The organism is Streptomyces sp. NPDC003247 (genome assembly GCF_042888135.1).
Lineage (GTDB): Bacteria > Actinomycetota > Actinomycetes > Streptomycetales > Streptomycetaceae > Streptomyces.
Map to the genome: position 1 here is coordinate 991,699 of NZ_JBIAPF010000003.1, position 17,452 is coordinate 1,009,150.

A 17,452-nucleotide genomic window follows, 5' to 3' on the forward strand; every position below is an offset into this window, starting at 1 on the left:
TGTTCACTCAGGGCTGCAAACATCAAAACCCCCCGTTCTGTTCCGTATCCTGTGCCCGCTCATTCCCGGTCTGTTCGCCCGCGAGCTCCTTCAGAAGCACTGCGAGTACGCTCCGTACACTCTCTCTACGAATTTCCGCACGGTCGCCGTTCAACCGCAGGGCCTCCACTTTTCCGCCAGAGGCAGAACCGGGGTCCGCCCCCGACGGCCCGTCCACGGCGACGTAGACCGTCCCGACCGGCTGCCCGTCCTGGGGGTCCGGACCTGCGACGCCGGTCGTCGCGATGCCCCAGTCGGCGCCCAGCGCCCTGCGCACCCCGGCCGCCATCTGGGCCGCGACCTGCGGGTCCACCGCTCCCCGGGCGGCCAGCAGATCCCCGTCGACTCCGAGCAGCTCCTGCTTCAGGGCGGTGGCGTAGGCCGTCACGGACCCCCGGAAGACCTTGGACGCGCCGGGGACCGAGGTGATCTCCGCGGCCACCAGGCCACCGGTCAGCGACTCCGCGACGGCCAGCGTCTGGCCTGTCACGGTCAGTAGTCGGACCACGTCGGCGGCCGTGGAGCTCACCCTTCCGTCTCCTGCGCCACCGTGTTGCGCTCGGCGATCCCCTGCCGGCGCAGCAGGATGGCCTGTCTCACATAGTCGAGCCCGGTCACCACGGTCAGCACGACCGCCGCGGCCATCACCCAGAACCGCAGGGTGGCCAGCCAGCCCGTCAGCGCCAGGACGTACATACCGACGGCGACGCCCTGGGTGAGCGTCTTCAGCTTGCCGCCCCGGCTCGCCGGGATGACGCCGTACCGGATGACGAGGAAACGCAGCAGGGTGATCCCGAGTTCCCGGCCCAGGATCACGATCGTCACCCACCACGGCAGATCACCGAGCGCGGAGAGACAGATCAGGGCCGCCCCCATGATCGCCTTGTCGGCGATGGGGTCGGCGATCTTCCCGAAGTCGGTGACGAGGTTGTACGTCCGCGCCAGATGACCGTCGAACAGGTCGGTGATCATGGCGACGGCGAAGGCCGCCCAGGCGAGCGCACGCCACGCCGGGTCGTAGCCGCCGTCGGCCAGCATCAGCGCGACGAAGCCCGGCACGAGGACCAGGCGGAGCATCGTCAGCAGATTGGCGACGTTCCAGACGCTCGCCTGGTTGACGGCCGCGGCCGCCAGCTTGCCGCCCCGCGGCGCCTTGCCGGCACCCGGGGCCTCGTCGTCGGCGGACGCGCCCGCAGCGGCCGCGGCGCCCTTCGCCGGTGAGGCGCCGCCCGCGGCCGATGCCGGGACACCCGTCATCTGTCCGCCTCCTCACGACACCCGATCGAGCCCGGCAGGGGCTCGGCCACCAGGTCGACACCTTCCGTACCGACCACTTTCGCCTCGACCATACGGCCGACGACGAGTCCCTCGCCCGACGTGAGCAGCACCTGGCCGTCCGTCTCCGGCGCCTGGTGCGCCCCGCGGCCGTGGACGCCCTCGTCGTCCACCGACTCCACGAGTACGCGCACGGTTTCCCCGAGGCGCTCCTCGGCGCGCTGCGAGACGAGTTCCTCGGCCAGCCGGGAGACCCGGGCGAGCCGCTCGGCGACCACGTCCTCGTCGAGCTTGTTGTCGTACGTCGCGGCCTCGGTGCCCTCCTCGTCGGAGTAGCCGAAGACGCCGATGGCGTCCAGCCGCGCGTGGTTCAGGAACCGCTCCAGCTCCGCCAGGTCGGCCTCGGACTCGCCGGGGAAGCCGACGATGAAGTTGGAGCGGACGCCGGCCTCGGGCGCCTTGCTCCGGATGGTGTCGAGCAGTTCCAGGAAGCGGTCGGTGTCGCCGAAGCGGCGCATCGCGCGCAGCACGTCGGGCGCGGAGTGCTGGAAGGACAGGTCGAAGTAGGGGGCGACCTTGGGGGTCGAGGTCAGCACGTCGATGAGGCCGGGCCGCATCTCGGCCGGCTGGAGGTAGCTGACGCGCACCCGCTCGAGGCCGTCGACCTCCGCCAGCTCGGGCAGCAGCGACTCCAGCAGGCGGATGTCGCCGAGGTCCTTGCCGTAGGAGGTGTTGTTCTCGGAGACCAGCATGATCTCCTTGACGCCCTGCTCGGCCAGCCACCGCGTCTCGTTCAGCACGTCGCTCGGGCGGCGGGAGATGAAGGAGCCGCGGAAGGAGGGGATGGCGCAGAAGGTGCAGCGCCGGTCGCAGCCGGAGGCGAGCTTGACCGAGGCGACCGGGGCGCCGTCGAGACGGCGGCGCAGGGGCGCGCGGGGGCCGGAGGCCGGGGCGAGCCCGTCGGGGAGGTCCGCCGGAGCGTGCCCGGGGAGCGCGACACCGGCGGCCGAGTCCTGCCGCTCGGCCGGGCTGATCGGCAGCAGCTTGCGCCGGTCGCGCGGGGTGTGGGCGGCGTGGATGCCGCCGGACAGGATGGTCTGGAGGCGGTCGGAGATGTCGGCGTAGTCGTCGAAGCCCAGGACGCCGTCGGCCTCCGGGAGCGCCTCGGCGAGGTCCTTGCCGTACCGCTCGGCCATGCAGCCCACCGCCACGACGGCCTGGGTTCTGCCGTGTCCCTTGAGATCGTTCGCCTCGAGGAGGGCGTCGACGGAGTCCTTCTTGGCGGCGTCGACGAAACCGCAGGTGTTGACGACGGCGACGTCCGCGTCCGCGGCGTCCTCCACGAGGTGCCAGCCGTCCGCCTCCAAACGGCCTGCGAGCTCCTCCGAGTCCACCTCGTTACGGGCGCAGCCAAGGGTGACGAGTGCGACGGTACGGCGTTCAGGCATGGGCTCAAGACTACTTCGTCCGGCTGACAGCCCCCGCCGACGGGGTTGGCGATCTTCCTGCGTGCGGGGCCGGCGGGTGTCGACGGCCCCGCACGCGGTGGGTAGGGCGCTTCTGACGGATCGCCGAGGGGGCGTGCCGGGCGTCGCGACGCCGCGGAGATCCGTCAGAAGCGCCCTGAGCCCGTCACCCGGCCTCCGGGTCGCCCTTCGTGTACGTCAGCCGCTCCACGGCACCCGGCCGGAAGTCGTCGTCGATCTTCTTGCCGTTGACGTACAGCTGGATCGCGCCGGCGTCCCCGAGGACCAGGTTGATCTTCTCGCTGTCCTGGAAGGTCTTGGTGTCCCCCTGCTTGAGCAGTCCGTCGAAGAGCAGTCGGCCGTTGTGGTCCTTGGCGGAGATCCAGCTCTTGCCGTCGGTGGCGCTGACCTGGACGGTCACCTTGTCCTGAGGGGCGGCGGCGATGGCGCTGTCGGAGGGCTCGGGCGTCTCGTCGATGCTCTTGTCGCTCTTGGGGGTGGGCGGGGCGGGGGCACTGGTGGTGGGCGCGGCGCCGCCGGCGACGTCCTGGGTGCCCTCGTCGCCGCCCTTGAACGCGGTGAAGCCGACGAACCCGATCACGGCGACGATCGCGGCGACCATGGCCGCGGTCCAGTTCGGCCCGCGCCGCTCGGGCCGGATGCGCTCCGCCTCGAACAGGGGTGCGGCCGGCGTCGGCGCCGGACGGCCGCCATGGGTGGCGTCGAACTGTTCGATCAGCGGGGCCGGGTCCAGCCGGACGGCCCTGGCCAGGGTACGGATGTGCCCGCGCGCGTAGACGTCCCCGCCGCAGGGGGCGAAGTCGTCCGACTCGATGGCATGGACGATGGCGATACGGACTCGGGTGGCGGTACTGACGTCGTCGACGGTCAGTGCGGCCGCGATGCGCGCCTGCTGCAGGGCGCGGCCGATGGAGGGGCGGGCATCCTCAGGAACGTCTTCGAACGGACGCTCGTCTTCAGGAGAGTTGCCGAGGGACACGGGGGCGCCTTTCGAGCGTGTAGCCACCTGTGCTGGAGGTTCAGTCTAGGAGGGGGGCAAAAGGGAGGGGCAACCGGTCGGTGGGGCATTTACGCCATCGGAATGGCCGGACACCCCGACGACGGGCCAGGTGCGGAGCCCAGGGTGAACGCCACGCCTGTCCAGTCGCTCAACTTGACGTACGCCGAGGGGAAACGGTTGCCCACAGCTCCCTAACGGGTGCGTCACGAACGCCCGCTGCCCCCGCGAAGAAACGACTATCCTTCAGTTTCCCCTCGGATCACCGCTAGCACGCCGTCCAACTCGTCGGGTTTCACAAGAACGTCACGAGCCTTCGAACCTTCACTCGGCCCGACCACACCCCGCGACTCCATGAGGTCCATCAGCCGGCCCGCCTTGGCGAAGCCGACGCGCAGCTTGCGCTGGAGCATGGACGTCGACCCGAACTGGGTCGAGACGACCAGCTCGGCCGCCTGGCACAGCAGGTCGAGGTCGTCGCCGATGTCCTCGTCGATCTCCTTCTTCTGCTTGCTGCCCACGGTGACGTCGTCCCGGAAGACGGGCGCCATCTGGTCCTTGCAGTGCTGCACGATCGCCGCGACCTCGGCCTCGGTGACGAACGCGCCCTGCATCCGGGTCGGCTTGTTCGCCCCCATCGGCAGGAACAGCCCGTCGCCCTTGCCGATCAGCTTCTCGGCACCGGGCTGGTCGAGGATGACGCGCGAGTCGGCGAGCGAGGAGGTGGCGAACGCGAGCCGCGAGGGCACGTTCGCCTTGATCAGACCGGTGACGACGTCGACGGACGGCCGCTGCGTGGCGAGCACCAGATGGATGCCGGCCGCGCGCGCGAGCTGGGTGATCCGCACGATCGCGTCCTCGACGTCCCGCGGCGCGACCATCATCAGGTCGGCCAGCTCGTCGACGATCACCAGCAGGTACGGGTACGGCTGGAGCTCGCGCTCACTGCCCTCCGGCGGCTTGACGGTGCCCTCGCGCACGGCACGGTTGAAGTCGTCGATGTGCCGGTAGCCGTACGCCGCCAGGTCGTCGTAGCGCAGGTCCATCTCGCGAACGACCCACTGGAGCGCCTCGGCGGCCCGCTTGGGGTTGGTGATGATCGGCGTGATCAGGTGCGGGATGCCCTCGTAGGCGGTCAGCTCGACGCGCTTGGGGTCGACGAGGATCATCCGGACGTCCTCGGGGGTCGCCCGCATCATGACCGACGTGATCAGGCAGTTGATGCAGGACGACTTGCCCGAGCCGGTCGCGCCGGCCACCAGCATGTGCGGCATCTTCGCCAGCGAGTGCATGACGTACCCGCCCTCGACGTCCTTGCCGAAGGCGACCAGCATCGGGTCGTCGTCCTCCGCGGACTCCGCCAGCCGGAGCACGTCACCGAGGTTGACCATCTCCCGGTCGGTGTTCGGGATCTCGATGCCGACCGCCGACTTGCCGGGGATCGGGCTGATGATCCGCACGTCGGGGCTGGCGACGGCGTAGGCGATGTTCTTCGTCAGCGCGGTGATCCGCTCGACCTTCACGGCGGGGCCGAGCTCGACCTCGTAGCGCGTGACCGTCGGGCCGCGGGTGAAGCCGGTGACGGCGGCGTCGACCTTGAACTCGGTGAAGACGTTCGTCAGGGAGGCGACGATCGCGTCGTTGGCCGCGCTGCGCGACTTGCCCGGGCCCCCGCGCGTGAGGAGGTCGAGCGAGGGCAGCGCGTAGGTGATGTCGCCGGAGAGCTGGAGCTGCTCGGCGCGCGGCGGCAGGTCGCGCGGCTCCTCGGGGGCGGACTTGGTGAGGTCGGGCACCGCCCCGGTCCTCGGCTTCTCCTGCCGGGGACGCGCGGCCGGGGCCGGAACCGGGACCGGTGCGGTCGGCTCGCGGTCGCCCGTGCTCACGCCCTGGGTGAGGTCGGCGACGACCGGCGAGGGCGGCATGCCGTGCAGCACGGCGCCGTCGAGGTCGGCCGCGGCGGCCGCGGCGATGTCCACCGCGTCCGGCTGACGGTCCATCGCGGGCTGCGGCACCGCCGAGCGCCGGGGGCGGCCGCGCCGCCGCGAGAGGGCCTCCTGCTCGGCGCCCTCGGGGTCGTACGCCTGCGGGGCGCCCGAGCGCCGACGGGGGCGCGCGGGCAGCGCCTCGCGCCACTGCTCGTCGTAGCGCGCGTCGTCGTCCTCGAACGCGCCGTACGCGTCCGCCTCGGGATCGCGCAGCAGGCCCAGCCGCACCCCGAGCTGCCGCAGCCGCTGCGGGACGGCGTTGACGGGCGTGGCGGTGACCACCAGCAGCCCGAAGACCGTGAGCAGCACCAGCAGCGGTACGGCGAGGATCTCGCCCATGGCGTACGTCAGCGGGGTCGCCGCGCCCCACCCGATCAGACCGCCCGCGTCCCGTATCGCCTGCATGCCCCCGCTGCGGGCGGGCGAGCCGCACGCCACGTGGACCTGGCCGAGGACACCGATGACGAGCGCGGACAGACCGATCACGATGCGCCCGTTGGCCTCGGGCTTCTCGGGGTGGCGGATGAAGCGCACCGCGATGACCGCGAGCAGGATCGGCACGAGCAGGTCGAGGCGGCCGAAGGCACCGGTCACCAGGATCTCGACCAGATCGCCGACCGGCCCGCGCAGATCGGCCCAGGTCCCCGCGGCGACGATCAGGGCCACGCCGAGCAGCAGCAGCGCCACGCCGTCCTTGCGGTGGGCGGGGTCGAGGTTCTTGGCGCCGTTCCCTATGCCGCGGAACACGGCGCCCACGGCGTGCGCCAAGCCCAGCCAGACGGCGCGTACGAGCCGGTACACGCCCCCGGTGGGACTGGGCGCCGGTTTGGGCGCGACCTTCTTCGCCGCGGCCTTCTTCGCGGGCGCCCTCTTCGCCGGGGCCTTCTTCGCGGCGGCCTTCCTCACCGCGGCCTTCGCGGGAGCGGCCGCCTTCTTCGCGGGCTGCTTCTTGGCTGCGGAGGGACGTGAGGCCATGGAGGTGAGATTACCGGGGGAGACGACAGCGGACACGCGTGCACACTGCTTCACCCGTTCGTGTCGTCCCGGCGGGGGCGCGAAGCTGACGCGCGCTCAGGCGGGAGGCCGGATCCCGCTCATCCGCAACTCCCGGCACCCCGCCCGCCGATGGGATTCAGGTCTGCGAGGGCACCGACGGCGCACCGCCGCCCGTACCCGGCTCCAGGGCGTCCAGGGCCCGCCGCAGGCCGGTGAGTTTGCGCTCCAGGTGCGCCGCCGTGGCCACCGCGGCCGCGTCCGCCGACTCGTCGTCCAGCTGCTTGGACAGGGCCTCGGCCTGCTCCTCCACGGCGGCGAGCCGCGCGGACAGCTCCGCGAGCAGCCCCGGCGACTCCTTGGCACCGCCGACCGGCGCCTTGGCGCCACCGCCCTCCAACTGGAGCCGCAGCAGAGCCGCCTGCTCCCGCAGCTGGCAGTTCTTCATGTACAGCTCGACGAACACCGAGACCTTCGCACGCAGCACCCACGGGTCGAACGGCTTGGAGATGTAGTCCACCGCGCCCGCCGCGTACCCGCGGAAGGTGTGGTGGGGACCGTGGTTGATCGCGGTGAGGAAGATGATCGGGATGTCCCTCGTCCGCTCCCGCCGCTTGATGTGGGCGGCTGTCTCGAAACCATCCATTCCCGGCATCTGGACGTCCAGCAGAATGACCGCGAAGTCGTCCGTCAGCAGTGCTTTGAGCGCCTCTTCCCCGGACGATGCCCGCACCAGCGTCTGATCGAGCGCCGAGAGGATCGCCTCCAGCGCCAGCAGATTCTCCGGCCGGTCATCGACCAGGAGGATCTTGGCCTTCTGCACCATGGCCCGCCCTCCTCGCCCCGGCAGTGCACCGGGCGCCGCCCCTGGGGACGACTCCTTTGCGCCGCCCTTCCTTGTGCCGGTCATCGTAGCCCCACCCCGACCGTCGCCACACCCTGTCACCGTGATGTCACTGTGCACGTTGCAGGAACGCGGCAGGAGACCCGAAGGTTCCCGGATCCCGCCGCGCCACACGACCGTGACCACCCCGGGCGCCGGCGACTTCCCGCCTCCCCGGAAGGCTCCCGTCACTCCTGCCGCATCCACTGCCGCATCACCGTCAGCAGATGATCGGGATCGACCGGCTTCGTCACGTAGTCGGAGGCACCCGACTCGATCGCCTTCTCCCGGTCGCCCTTCATCGCCTTCGCCGTCAGCGCGATGATCGGCAGCCCGGAGAACTGCGGCATCCGGCGGATCGCCGTGGTCGTCGCGTACCCGTCCATCTCGGGCATCATGATGTCCATCAGGACGACCGCCACGTCGTCGTGCTGCTCCAGCACCTCGATGCCCTCGCGGCCGTTCTCCGCGTAGAGCACCGACAGTCCGTGCTGCTCCAGGACGCTGGTCAGCGCGAACACGTTGCGGATGTCGTCGTCGACGATCAGCACCTTCTCACCGGTGAACCGGATCCCCCGGTGCCCCTGCGACGCCGCCTCGTGCCCCACGGGCGCCCACTGCTCCGGCCGACCCACCGTCGGCTCTCTCCCGGCCACCGAGCGGCGCCGGCGCCGGAACAGCGCGGCCGGACCGTTCTGCGTCTCGCGGTACGACTTCACCTCGGCCGGCGTCTCGATCTCCACGTCGGACAGCTCCGACAGCTCGCGCACGCCGCTCTCCGACGCCACCAGGTCCCCGGCCTCCAGCGCGGGCACCACCTGCTGGTACCCCTGCGGCGGCAGCTCGCTCGGGTGCAGCGGCAGGTACAGCGTGAACGTCGAGCCACGCCCCGGCTCGCTCTGCGCGTGGATCTCGCCGCCCAGCAGCTGCGCGATCTCCCGCGAGATCGACAGCCCCAGGCCCGTACCGCCGTACTTGCGACTGGTGGTCCCGTCGGCCTGCTTGAACGCCTCGAAGATCACCCGCATCTTGCTGGCCGCGATCCCGATACCGGTGTCGGTCACCGAGAACGCGATCAGCGGGGCGTCCGGATCGTTCAGCGAACCCGCCTCCAGCAACTGCTCCCGGATCGCCACCGGCACCTCCGTCCCGGCGGGCCGGATGACCAGCTCGACCGCTCCGGAGTCGGTGAACTTCACCGCGTTGGAGAGCAGATTGCGCAGCACCTGCAACAGCCGCTGCTCGTCGGTGTGCAGCGTCGCCGGCAGCTCCGGCGACACCCGCACCGACAGGTCCAGGCCCTTTTCCGCGGTCAGCGGCCGGAACGTGGCCTCCACGTAGTCGACGAGCTGGACCAGCGCGATACGCGTCGGCGAGACGTCCATCTTGCCCGCCTCGACCTTCGACAGGTCCAGGATGTCGTTGATCAGCTGGAGCAGGTCGGACCCGGCGCCGTGGATGGTCTCGGCGAACTCGACCTGCTTGGGCGTCAGGTTGGAGTCCGCGTTGTCGGCGAGCAGCTTGGCCAGGATCAGCAGCGAGTTGAGCGGCGTGCGCAGCTCGTGCGACATGTTGGCGAGGAACTCGCTCTTGTAGCGCATCGACACGGCGAGCTGCTCGGCGCGCTCCTCCAGGACCTGCCGCGCCTCCTCGATCTCGGTGTTCTTCACCTCGATGTCGCGGTTCTGCCGGGCCAGCAGCTCGGCCTTCTCCTCCAGTTCGGCGTTGGACGCCTGGAGGGCCTTCTGCCGCTGCTCCAACTCGGCCGACCGCTCACGCAGTTGTTCGGTCAGCTCCTGCGACTGCTTCAGCAGCTGCTCCGTCTTGGTGTTCACGGAGATGGTGTTGACGCTCGTCGCGATCATCTCGGCGAGCTGGTTGAGGAAGTCCTTCTGGATCTGCGTGAACGGCGTGAACGACGCCAGCTCGATCACCCCGAGCACCTTGCCCTCGAACAGCACCGGCAGCACGATCACCTGCGCGGGCGGCGCCTCGCCCAGCCCGGAGGAGATCTTCAGATAGCCGCTCGGCGCGTTGGAGACGAGGATCGTCCGCTTCTCCTCGGCCGCCGTCCCCACCAGCGCCTCACCCGGCCGGAACGATGTCGGCATGGACCCCATCGAATAGCCGTACGAACCCAGCATCCGCAGCTCGTACTGGTCCCCGCTGCTGTCGGCCGGCGGCATCGCCAGGAAGAACGCACCGTGCTGCGCGGCCACCAGCGGCGGCAGCTCGCTCATGATGAGCGACGCCACGTCCTCCAGGTCGCGCCGCCCCTGCATCAGCGCGGACACGCGCGCGAGGTTGCCCTTCAGCCAGTCCTGCTCCTTGTTCGCGATCGTGGTGTCGCGCAGGTTGGCGATCATCTTGTTGATGTAGTCCTGGAGCTCCTGGATCTCCCCGGACGCGTCCACGTCGATCTTCAGGTTCAGGTCGCCACGGGTCACCGCGGTCGCCACGCGCGCGATGGCCCGCACCTGCCGGGTCAGGTTCCCGGCCATCTCGTTCACCGACTCCGTCAGGTCCCGCCAGGTGCCGTCGACGTCACGCACGCGTGCCTGCCCGCCGAGCTGCCCCTCGGTGCCCACCTCACGGGCCACCCGGGTGACCTCCTCGGCGAACGACGACAGCTGGTCGACCATCGTGTTGATGGTCGTCTTCAGCTCCAGGATCTCCCCACGCGCATCGATGTCGATCTTCTTCGTCAGATCGCCCTTGGCGATGGCCGTCGTCACCATGGCGATGTTGCGCACCTGACCGGTCAGGTTGGACGCCATCTGGTTCACCGACTCGGTGAGGTCCTTCCACGTCCCCGCCACACCCGGCACATGCGCCTGCCCGCCCAGGATGCCGTCGGTCCCCACCTCCCGGGCCACCTTGGTGACCTGGTCGGCGAAGGAACTCAGCGTCTTCACCATCGTGTTGAAGGTGTCCGCGAGCTGCGCCACCTCACCGCGCGCCTCGATCGTCACCGTCCGCGTCAGGTCACCGTTGGCGACGGCCGCGGCCACCTGGGAGATGTTGCGCACCTGCATGGTCAGGTTCTTGGCCATCAGGTTGACGTTGTCGGTGAGGTCCTTCCAGATGCCCGTGACGCCCGACGCGTGCGCCTGGCCGCCCAGGATGCCCTCGGTGCCCACCTCCCGGGCCACCCGCGTCACCTGCTCGGCGAACGACGACAGCTGGTCCACCATCGTGTTGACGGTGGTGACCAGTTCGAGGATCTCGCCCTTGGCGTCCACGGTGATCTTCTTCGACAGGTCGCCCTTGGCGACCGCGGTCGTGACCTCGGCGATCTGACGCACCTGGATGGTCAGGTTGTTCGCCATGAAGTTCACCGACTGCGTGAGGTCCTTCCAGGTGCCCGAGACGCCCTGCACCTCGGCCTGACCGCCGAGCTGCCCCTCCGTACCCACCTCACGGGCCACCCGCGTGACCTCCTGGGCGAACGACGACAGCTGGTCGACCATCGTGTTCAGGGTGTTCTTCAGCTCCAGGATCTCCCCGCGCGCGTCCACGGTGATCTTCTGGGACAGGTCACCCCGGGCCACCGCGGTGGCGACCTGCGCGATGTTGCGCACCTGGGCCGTGAGGTTGCCGGCCATGCCGTTCACCGAGTCGGTCAGGTCCCGCCACACACCGGCCACACCGGGCACCTGCGCCTGACCGCCGAGCCGCCCGTCCGTCCCCACCTCGCGCGCGACCCGCGTCACCTGGTCGGCGAACGCGGAGAGCTGGTCGACCATCGTGTTGATGGTGTTCTTCAGCTCCAAGATCTCCCCGCGCGCGTCCACGTCGATCTTCTGCGAGAGGTCACCGCGGGCGACCGCCGTCGTCACCTGCGCGATGTTCCTCACCTGGGAGGTGAGGTTCCCCGCCATCGAGTTGACGGAGTCCGTCAGTTCCTTCCACGTGCCCGACACGCCGTCCACCCGGGCCTGACCGCCCAGCCGGCCCTCCGTGCCCACGTCCCGCGCCATCCGCGTCACCTGGTCGGCGAACGACGACAGCTGGTCCACCATCGTGTTCACGGTGTTCTTCAGCTGCGCCATCTCACCGGACACGTCGACGGTGACCTTCTGCGACAGATCACCGTTGGCCACCGCCGTCGTCACCTGGGCGATGTTCCTCACCTGTCCGGTGAGATTCCTGAACGCCGTGTTGACGGAGTCCGTCAGGTCCTTCCACGTCCCGGCCGCGCCCGACACCTGCGCCTGACCGCCCAGTTCACCCTCGACACCGATCTCCCGGGCCACCCGCGTGACCTCGGCACCGAAGGCGGACAGCTGGTCCACCATCCCGTTGACGGTGTTCTTCAGCTCCAGCATCTCGCCGGCCACGTCGACGGTGACCTTCTGCGACAGATCACCGTTGGCCACCGCCGTCGTCACGGCCGCGATGTCCCGCACCTGCGTGGTCAGGTTCCGGAAGACGGTGTTGACCGAGTCGGTCAGGTCCTTCCACGTCCCGGCGGCCCCCGGCACGTTCGCCTGCCCGCCCAGCCGCCCCTCGCCACCGACCTCGTTGGCCACGCGCGTGACCTCGTCCGCGAAGATCCGCAGCGTCTCGGTCATCTGGTTGATCGTCTCGGCGAGCTGCGCGACCTCGCCGCGCGCCGGCACGGTCACCTTCCGCGACAGGTCACCGTTGGCGACCGCCGTCGTGACCTCCGCGATCCCCCGCACCTGGGCCGTGAGGTTCCCGGCCATGGTGTTCACGGAATCGGTCAGCTCTTTCCACACCCCGTCGACACCGGACACCCGCGCCTGACCGCCCAGGATGCCCTCGGTGCCGACCTCCCGGGCCACCCGCGTCACCTCGGACGAGAACGCCGAGAGCTGGTCCACCATCGTGTTGACGGTGTTCTTCAGCTCCAGCATCTCGCCCTCGACGTGCACGGTGACCTTGCGCGACAGGTCGCCCTTGGCCACCGCGGTCGTCACCAGCGCGATGTCGCGCACCTGCGCGGTCAGCCGCTCCGCCATCGTGTTGACGGACTCCGTGAGGTCCTTCCACGAACCCGACATCCCGCGCACCTGGGCCTGCCCGCCCAGCTTGCCCTCGGTTCCCACCTCGCTGGCCACCCGCGTGACCTCGTCGGTGAACGTCGACAGCTGGTCGACCAGGTTGTTGACCGTCCGCCCGACCTTCAGGAACTCCCCGCGCAGCGGATGCCCGCTCCCCTCCGGGGTGTGGGTCCGCAGCTCCATCCGCGGCGACAGATCACCCTCGGCGACGGCCGACAGCACCCGCCCGACCTCGGAGACGGGCCGTACGAGGTCGTCGACCAGCGCGTTCGAGTTGTCGACGGCCGCCGCCCAGGACCCCTCGCAGGGACCCGTCTCCAGCCGTTCGGTGAGCTTGCCCTCGCGTCCGACCATCCGCCGCACCCGCGACAGTTCACCCGTCAGATGCAGGTTGCGGTCGGCCACCTCGTTGAACACGGCCGCGATCTCCGACATCACGCCGTCGCCGGAAACCGTGAGCCGCTTGCGGAAGTTCCCGTCGCGCATGGACCCGAGAGCGGCCAGCAGACGGTTCAGGGCCGCCGTGTCCACCGTCGTCGTCCCGCCCCGGGACGCCCGCCGCCTGCTCAGGGACTGTCCGCCTTTCGCGCGCGTCTCCGTGCCCCGCGTCGCTGCGCCAGACTCCACTTGTCCCTCCCGCAGGGGTCGTCCGTCCTAGTGCCCGATGAAATCAGGCAGGCCCGAGGCACTGCTGCCCACCGTCCACTCAAGACACCCAGTCTGCCCGACCTTCACAAGAAGCCTGCCCAGTGTTTCACCCTCCCCGAACCAGGCCATAACAGTTCGGCAGCTTCGCACATCGTCCGCACAACCCGTGGGGCGGAATCACAGCGGACCGGCATCCGCGAGGACGGGGAAGGTAAGTAACCTTGCATGCGGCTGTCCAGCCGCGCCGGTCCGTCCGGTCTGGGCGGTGGCACGAGCACGAGCGGGCATCGGAGGGGCGGCCGCACCATGACCACCGGACTGATCCCGGGGGGACAGCCCCCGGACCCCCGGCCGTCGGACGGGCTCCCGCAGCAGCGGCGGGAGCAGGACGGCCGGGCAGCCCTGCACGTCGACAACCGGCCGAGGAGTTCTGTGATCACCGCGCGCGCGGCCGCCAGCTTCGAGCCCCTGGGGCGGTCGGTCGCCACCGCCCGCTCCTTCGTCCGCGACACCCTTCAGGGCTGGGGGTTCGCCGACATCGTCGACGACGCCGTCGTCCTCACCAGTGAACTGGTGACCAACGCGGTCGTCCACGCGGGCACCCACGCCGACGTCCTGTGCCTGCGCACCGACGACGGCGTCCGCATCGAGGTCGCCGACCGTTATCCCGAGCGCGAGGTGCCCCTCCAGGGCTCCCCCGCCTCCATGGGCAGTCCGGACCGTGAGGGCGGCCGCGGCCTCCAGCTGTGCGCGGCCATCGCCGGCCGCTGGGGCGTGGAGTACACCCCGACGCACAAGAACGTGTGGTTCCAGCTCGCCGTGCCCGAGCGTCCGGTCGGCACCCGCGCGGCCGGCCCGTCCCTGCCCGCGGACCTCCTGCCGCTCGCGGACGGCCGGGTCCGCGTCGCCGTCGTCCAGATCGACCGTACGGGCAGCATCTCGTCCTGGAACGAGGACGCGGAGGATCTCTTCGGCTATCCGGCCGACCTGGTCACCGGCAAGCCCCTCACCGACCTCGCCGCCTGGCCGCACACCCCCGGCACCAGCACCGGCATCGCCGAGGCCCTCCGGCTCTCCCGCTGGGAGGGCAGTTACGGCATTCGCGGCGCCCACGGCCGCGTGATCCCGGTGTACGCCTCCCACCTGCGCGTCCGCGACACCGACGGCGACCCGTCCACGGTGTGCCTCCTGGTCCGCGACCACGAACGCGCGGTGTTGCAGACGCCGTCGCGCATCCCGGCCTCCGCCGACGCGGCGCCCGCCGGGGACGGCCAGAACACCGACCCCTTCGAGGTGTTCATCGGCTCCCCCGCCCCGGACGACCTCGACGGTCTCCTCCAGCGGACGGTGGAGCGCGCCCGCGACATGCTCGACGGCGACTCGGCGTTCCTCCTCCTCGCGACCGACGACGAGACGGAGCTGGAGGTCCGCGCCTCCACCGGCCTGCCCTCGGCACGCCAGCGCTTCGCGCGGGTGCCCGTCGAGGCGGGGCCCGGCCGCTACGGCTCGGCCCGTATGCCGGCCGTCCACGAGGACCTCCTCGCCGTTCCGGGCGCCGTGCCCCTGCTGAACGGCACGGGCATGCGCTCGGTGGTGACGGTTCCGCTGAAGGTCGAGGGCCGTCTCACCGGCTCCCTGGGTGTCGCGGCGGAGTCCCCGGGCAGGTACTCCAACGAGGAGGCGCTGCGCCTTCAGTTCGCCGCCGACCGGATCGCGCTGGCCGTCGAGTCGGCCCGCCTGGGCGAGCTGGAGCGGCTGCGCCGCGGCTCGCTGAGCTTCCTCGTCGAGGCCTCCGATCTGCTGGCGGGGACGCTGGACCGCGACCAGACCCTCGCCCTGATGGCCCAGATGACGGTTCCCACCCTCGCCACCTGGTGCGCCGTCTACACGATCGCCGACCAGGCCTCGGATCCGTACCTGTCCTACGTCCTGCACGAGGACGAGGAACTCATCGACGGCATCAAGTCGTTGCTCTCGAAGATCGCCCCGCCGGATCCGGTGCCCACTCCGGGCGCCCGGGTCTGGTCGGCCCCCGGCGAGGCCGCGCACGAGGCGGCCCTGCGCAGTTCCATGCGCAGTCTGGGGCTGTCCGGCGGCCCGACGCACCAGGTGGCGTCGGGCATCGGCCCGACCTTGGCGACGGCTGCGGCGGTGGGCGGCGAGACGGTCGTCCTGCCGCTGGTCGCCCGCAACCGTGTGATCGGCATGCTCACCCTCGGCAAGCCGACCGACGAACACTTCCGCCAGGAGATCCTGGAACTGGCCGAGGACCTGAGCCGCCGAGCGGCGCTCGCCCTGGACAACGCCCGGCTGTACTCGGAGCGCACGGCCATCAGCCAGTCCCTCCAGCGCAGCCTGCTGCCGCCGGAGCTGCCCGAGATCGACGGCGTCGAGGTCGAGGTCATCTACCGCGCGGCCGGCGAGGGCAACGAGGTCGGCGGCGACTTCTACGACATCTTCCCCATCAGTGACGGCGCCTACGGTTTCGCCATCGGCGACGTGTGCGGTACGGGCCCGAACGCGGCGGCGGTGACGGGCCTCGCCCGGCACGCGCTGCGGCTGCTGGCACGGGAGGGCCTCAGCGGCCCGGCGGTCCTGGAGCGCCTGAACTCCGCGATCCTCGACGAGGGAGCCCGCAGCCGCTTCCTCACGCTCCTCTACGGCGAGATGCGCCCGCAGGAGGACGGCAGCGCGGAACTGAAGGTGGTCTGTGCCGGTCATCCGCTGCCCCTGCGCCTCCGCCAGGACGGCACGGTCGAGGCGGCCGCCGAGCCCCAGCCGCTGCTCGGGGTGATGGAGGACCTGGAGCTCTACGAGCAGTCGGTCACGCTGGACCCGGGTGATGTGCTGCTGTGCGTGACGGACGGTGTCACGGAGCGCCGCGAGGGCACCCGGATGCTCGGCGACGACGGTCTGGCCGACGTTCTGACGACGTGTACGGGTCTGACGGCCGGCGCGGTAGCGGCCCGCATCATGCGCGCGGTGGAGCGCTTCGCGTCGGACGCCCCGTCCGACGACATGGCCATTCTGGCGATGCGGGTGGCGTGAGGGAGAGAGCACGAAAAATCCCCCCGCCCGGATGGGCGGGGGGATTTTTTTCGAGCCCCCAAACGGAATCGAACCGTTGACCTTCTCCTTACCATGGAGACGCTCTGCCGACTGAGCTATAGGGGCCGGTTGCTTTGCGAGGTTTCCCTTGCGGCAACGGAATAGATCATACCCCGAACGAAGCCGTACTCCCAAATTCGCTCAGAGAGCGGCTTGGAGCAGTCCGCCGAGTGCGTTGCAGGCGCCGACGATCCGCTGCATGTCCCGTTTGGTCAGCGACGCGTCCACCGGCAGTGCGAGTGTCTCGTCGGCGGCCAGTTCGGTCTGCGGCAGCGTGACGCACCGCCGGAACTCGGGCAGCCGGTGCAGGGGTGTCTTCACCGGCACCCGGCACTCCACGCCCTTCGTCCGCAGGGCGCGTGCGAACGCGTCCCGGTCGGGCCTGCCATTGCCCGGAACCCGCACGACGTACTGCTGGTAGGTGTGCCCGTCGCCGCCGTCGGGCGTCCGCACTCCCCGCAGTCGCGCGTCCAGGAAGGCGGCCCGTTCCCTGCGCCGCGCGACCTCGTCGTACGGCGCCTCGGACTCTCCTTGTTGCAGCACGAGGAGTCCGTGCCGCTGCCCCACCGTGTGCAGCCGGGTGACGTCCGCCGGCCGCCCGAACCGGTGCACGACGACGACGGCCGCGGTGCGCTGGGTGACGGCGTGTTCGACGGCTTCCGCATCGAGGCAGTACGTCACCGGGTCCACGTCGGCGAACACCGGGAACGCGCCTGCCAGGGTCACCGCCTCGGCCACTTCGACGTTCCCGAAGGCCGGCACGACGACCTCGTCTCCGATTCCGACACCTGCGGCCCTGAGCATTGCTGCAGTACCCATGCGGTGGATGCTGGGCGCGGAACATGAACGTCAAGTGACGGGAAACAAAAAAGGGTTGGGCCCTGAACCGAAGTTCAGGGCCCAACCCTTTGAATGATTGTTCGGCGGCGTCCTACTCTCCCACAGGGTCCCCCCTGCAGTACCATCGGCGCTGTAAGGCTTAGCTTCCGGGTTCGGAATGTAACCGGGCG

The 17,452-nt window shown here is 70.4% G+C and carries 9 protein-coding genes, 1 tRNA gene and 1 rRNA gene; 1 reads left to right on the forward strand and 10 read right to left on the reverse strand.

Features of this window, described 5'->3' with window-relative positions:
- Positions 1-22: 22 nt before the first annotated feature.
- From ACFYWQ_RS13635 to ACFYWQ_RS13665, 7 genes are all read right to left on the reverse strand, one after another.
- Positions 23-568 (reverse strand): CinA family protein, encoded by a 546-nt coding sequence (locus ACFYWQ_RS13635; protein ID WP_389515885.1) that lies wholly within the window; start codon positions 566-568, stop codon positions 23-25.
- Positions 565-1,296: a CDP-diacylglycerol--glycerol-3-phosphate 3-phosphatidyltransferase gene (gene pgsA, locus ACFYWQ_RS13640; RefSeq protein WP_389515887.1), complete on the reverse strand. Its 732-nt coding sequence runs from the start codon at positions 1,294-1,296 to the stop codon at positions 565-567. The genes ACFYWQ_RS13635 and pgsA overlap by 4 nt, the downstream gene beginning before the upstream one ends.
- Positions 1,293-2,762, reverse strand: coding sequence for a 30S ribosomal protein S12 methylthiotransferase RimO (gene rimO, locus ACFYWQ_RS13645; RefSeq protein ID WP_389515889.1), 1,470 nt, complete (start codon positions 2,760-2,762; stop codon positions 1,293-1,295). Before rimO ends, pgsA begins: the two co-directional genes overlap by 4 nt.
- 184 nt (positions 2,763-2,946) lie before the next feature.
- Positions 2,947-3,780 carry a helix-turn-helix domain-containing protein gene (locus tag ACFYWQ_RS13650; protein ID WP_389515891.1) on the reverse strand — a complete coding sequence of 278 codons (834 nt, stop codon included), beginning with the start codon at positions 3,778-3,780 and terminating at the stop codon, positions 2,947-2,949.
- 257 nt (positions 3,781-4,037) lie between these two features.
- Positions 4,038-6,758: a DNA translocase FtsK gene (locus ACFYWQ_RS13655; protein WP_389515893.1), complete on the reverse strand. Its 2,721-nt coding sequence runs from the start codon at positions 6,756-6,758 to the stop codon at positions 4,038-4,040.
- Positions 6,759-6,915: 157 nt separating this feature from the next.
- Positions 6,916-7,602 carry a two-component system response regulator gene (locus ACFYWQ_RS13660; RefSeq protein ID WP_389515895.1) on the reverse strand — a complete coding sequence of 229 codons (687 nt, stop codon included), beginning with the start codon at positions 7,600-7,602 and terminating at the stop codon, positions 6,916-6,918.
- Positions 7,603-7,847: 245 nt separating this feature from the next.
- Positions 7,848-13,313 (reverse strand): HAMP domain-containing protein, encoded by a 5,466-nt coding sequence (locus tag ACFYWQ_RS13665; RefSeq protein ID WP_389515896.1) that lies wholly within the window; start codon positions 13,311-13,313, stop codon positions 7,848-7,850.
- Between the two features lie 327 nt (positions 13,314-13,640).
- On the opposite strand from ACFYWQ_RS13665, the gene ACFYWQ_RS13670 reads away from it, so the two are divergent.
- A complete protein-coding gene (locus ACFYWQ_RS13670; RefSeq protein ID WP_389515898.1) occupies positions 13,641-16,382 on the forward strand; it encodes a SpoIIE family protein phosphatase in 2,742 nt (913 codons plus the stop codon).
- A 53-nt stretch (positions 16,383-16,435) separates the two neighbouring features.
- On the opposite strand, the gene ACFYWQ_RS13675 is transcribed toward ACFYWQ_RS13670, so the two are convergent.
- From ACFYWQ_RS13675 to rrf, 3 genes are all read right to left on the reverse strand, one after another.
- Positions 16,436-16,508, reverse strand: a tRNA-Thr gene (locus tag ACFYWQ_RS13675).
- A 75-nt stretch (positions 16,509-16,583) separates the two neighbouring features.
- The gene (locus tag ACFYWQ_RS13680; RefSeq protein ID WP_389515968.1) at positions 16,584-17,246 is read right to left on the reverse strand and encodes a DegT/DnrJ/EryC1/StrS family aminotransferase; all 663 of its coding nucleotides are present in this window, start codon (positions 17,244-17,246) and stop codon (positions 16,584-16,586) included.
- Positions 17,247-17,360: 114 nt separating this feature from the next.
- Positions 17,361-17,452: ribosomal RNA gene (rrf, locus tag ACFYWQ_RS13685) — 5S ribosomal RNA — on the reverse strand; the annotation flags it as partial.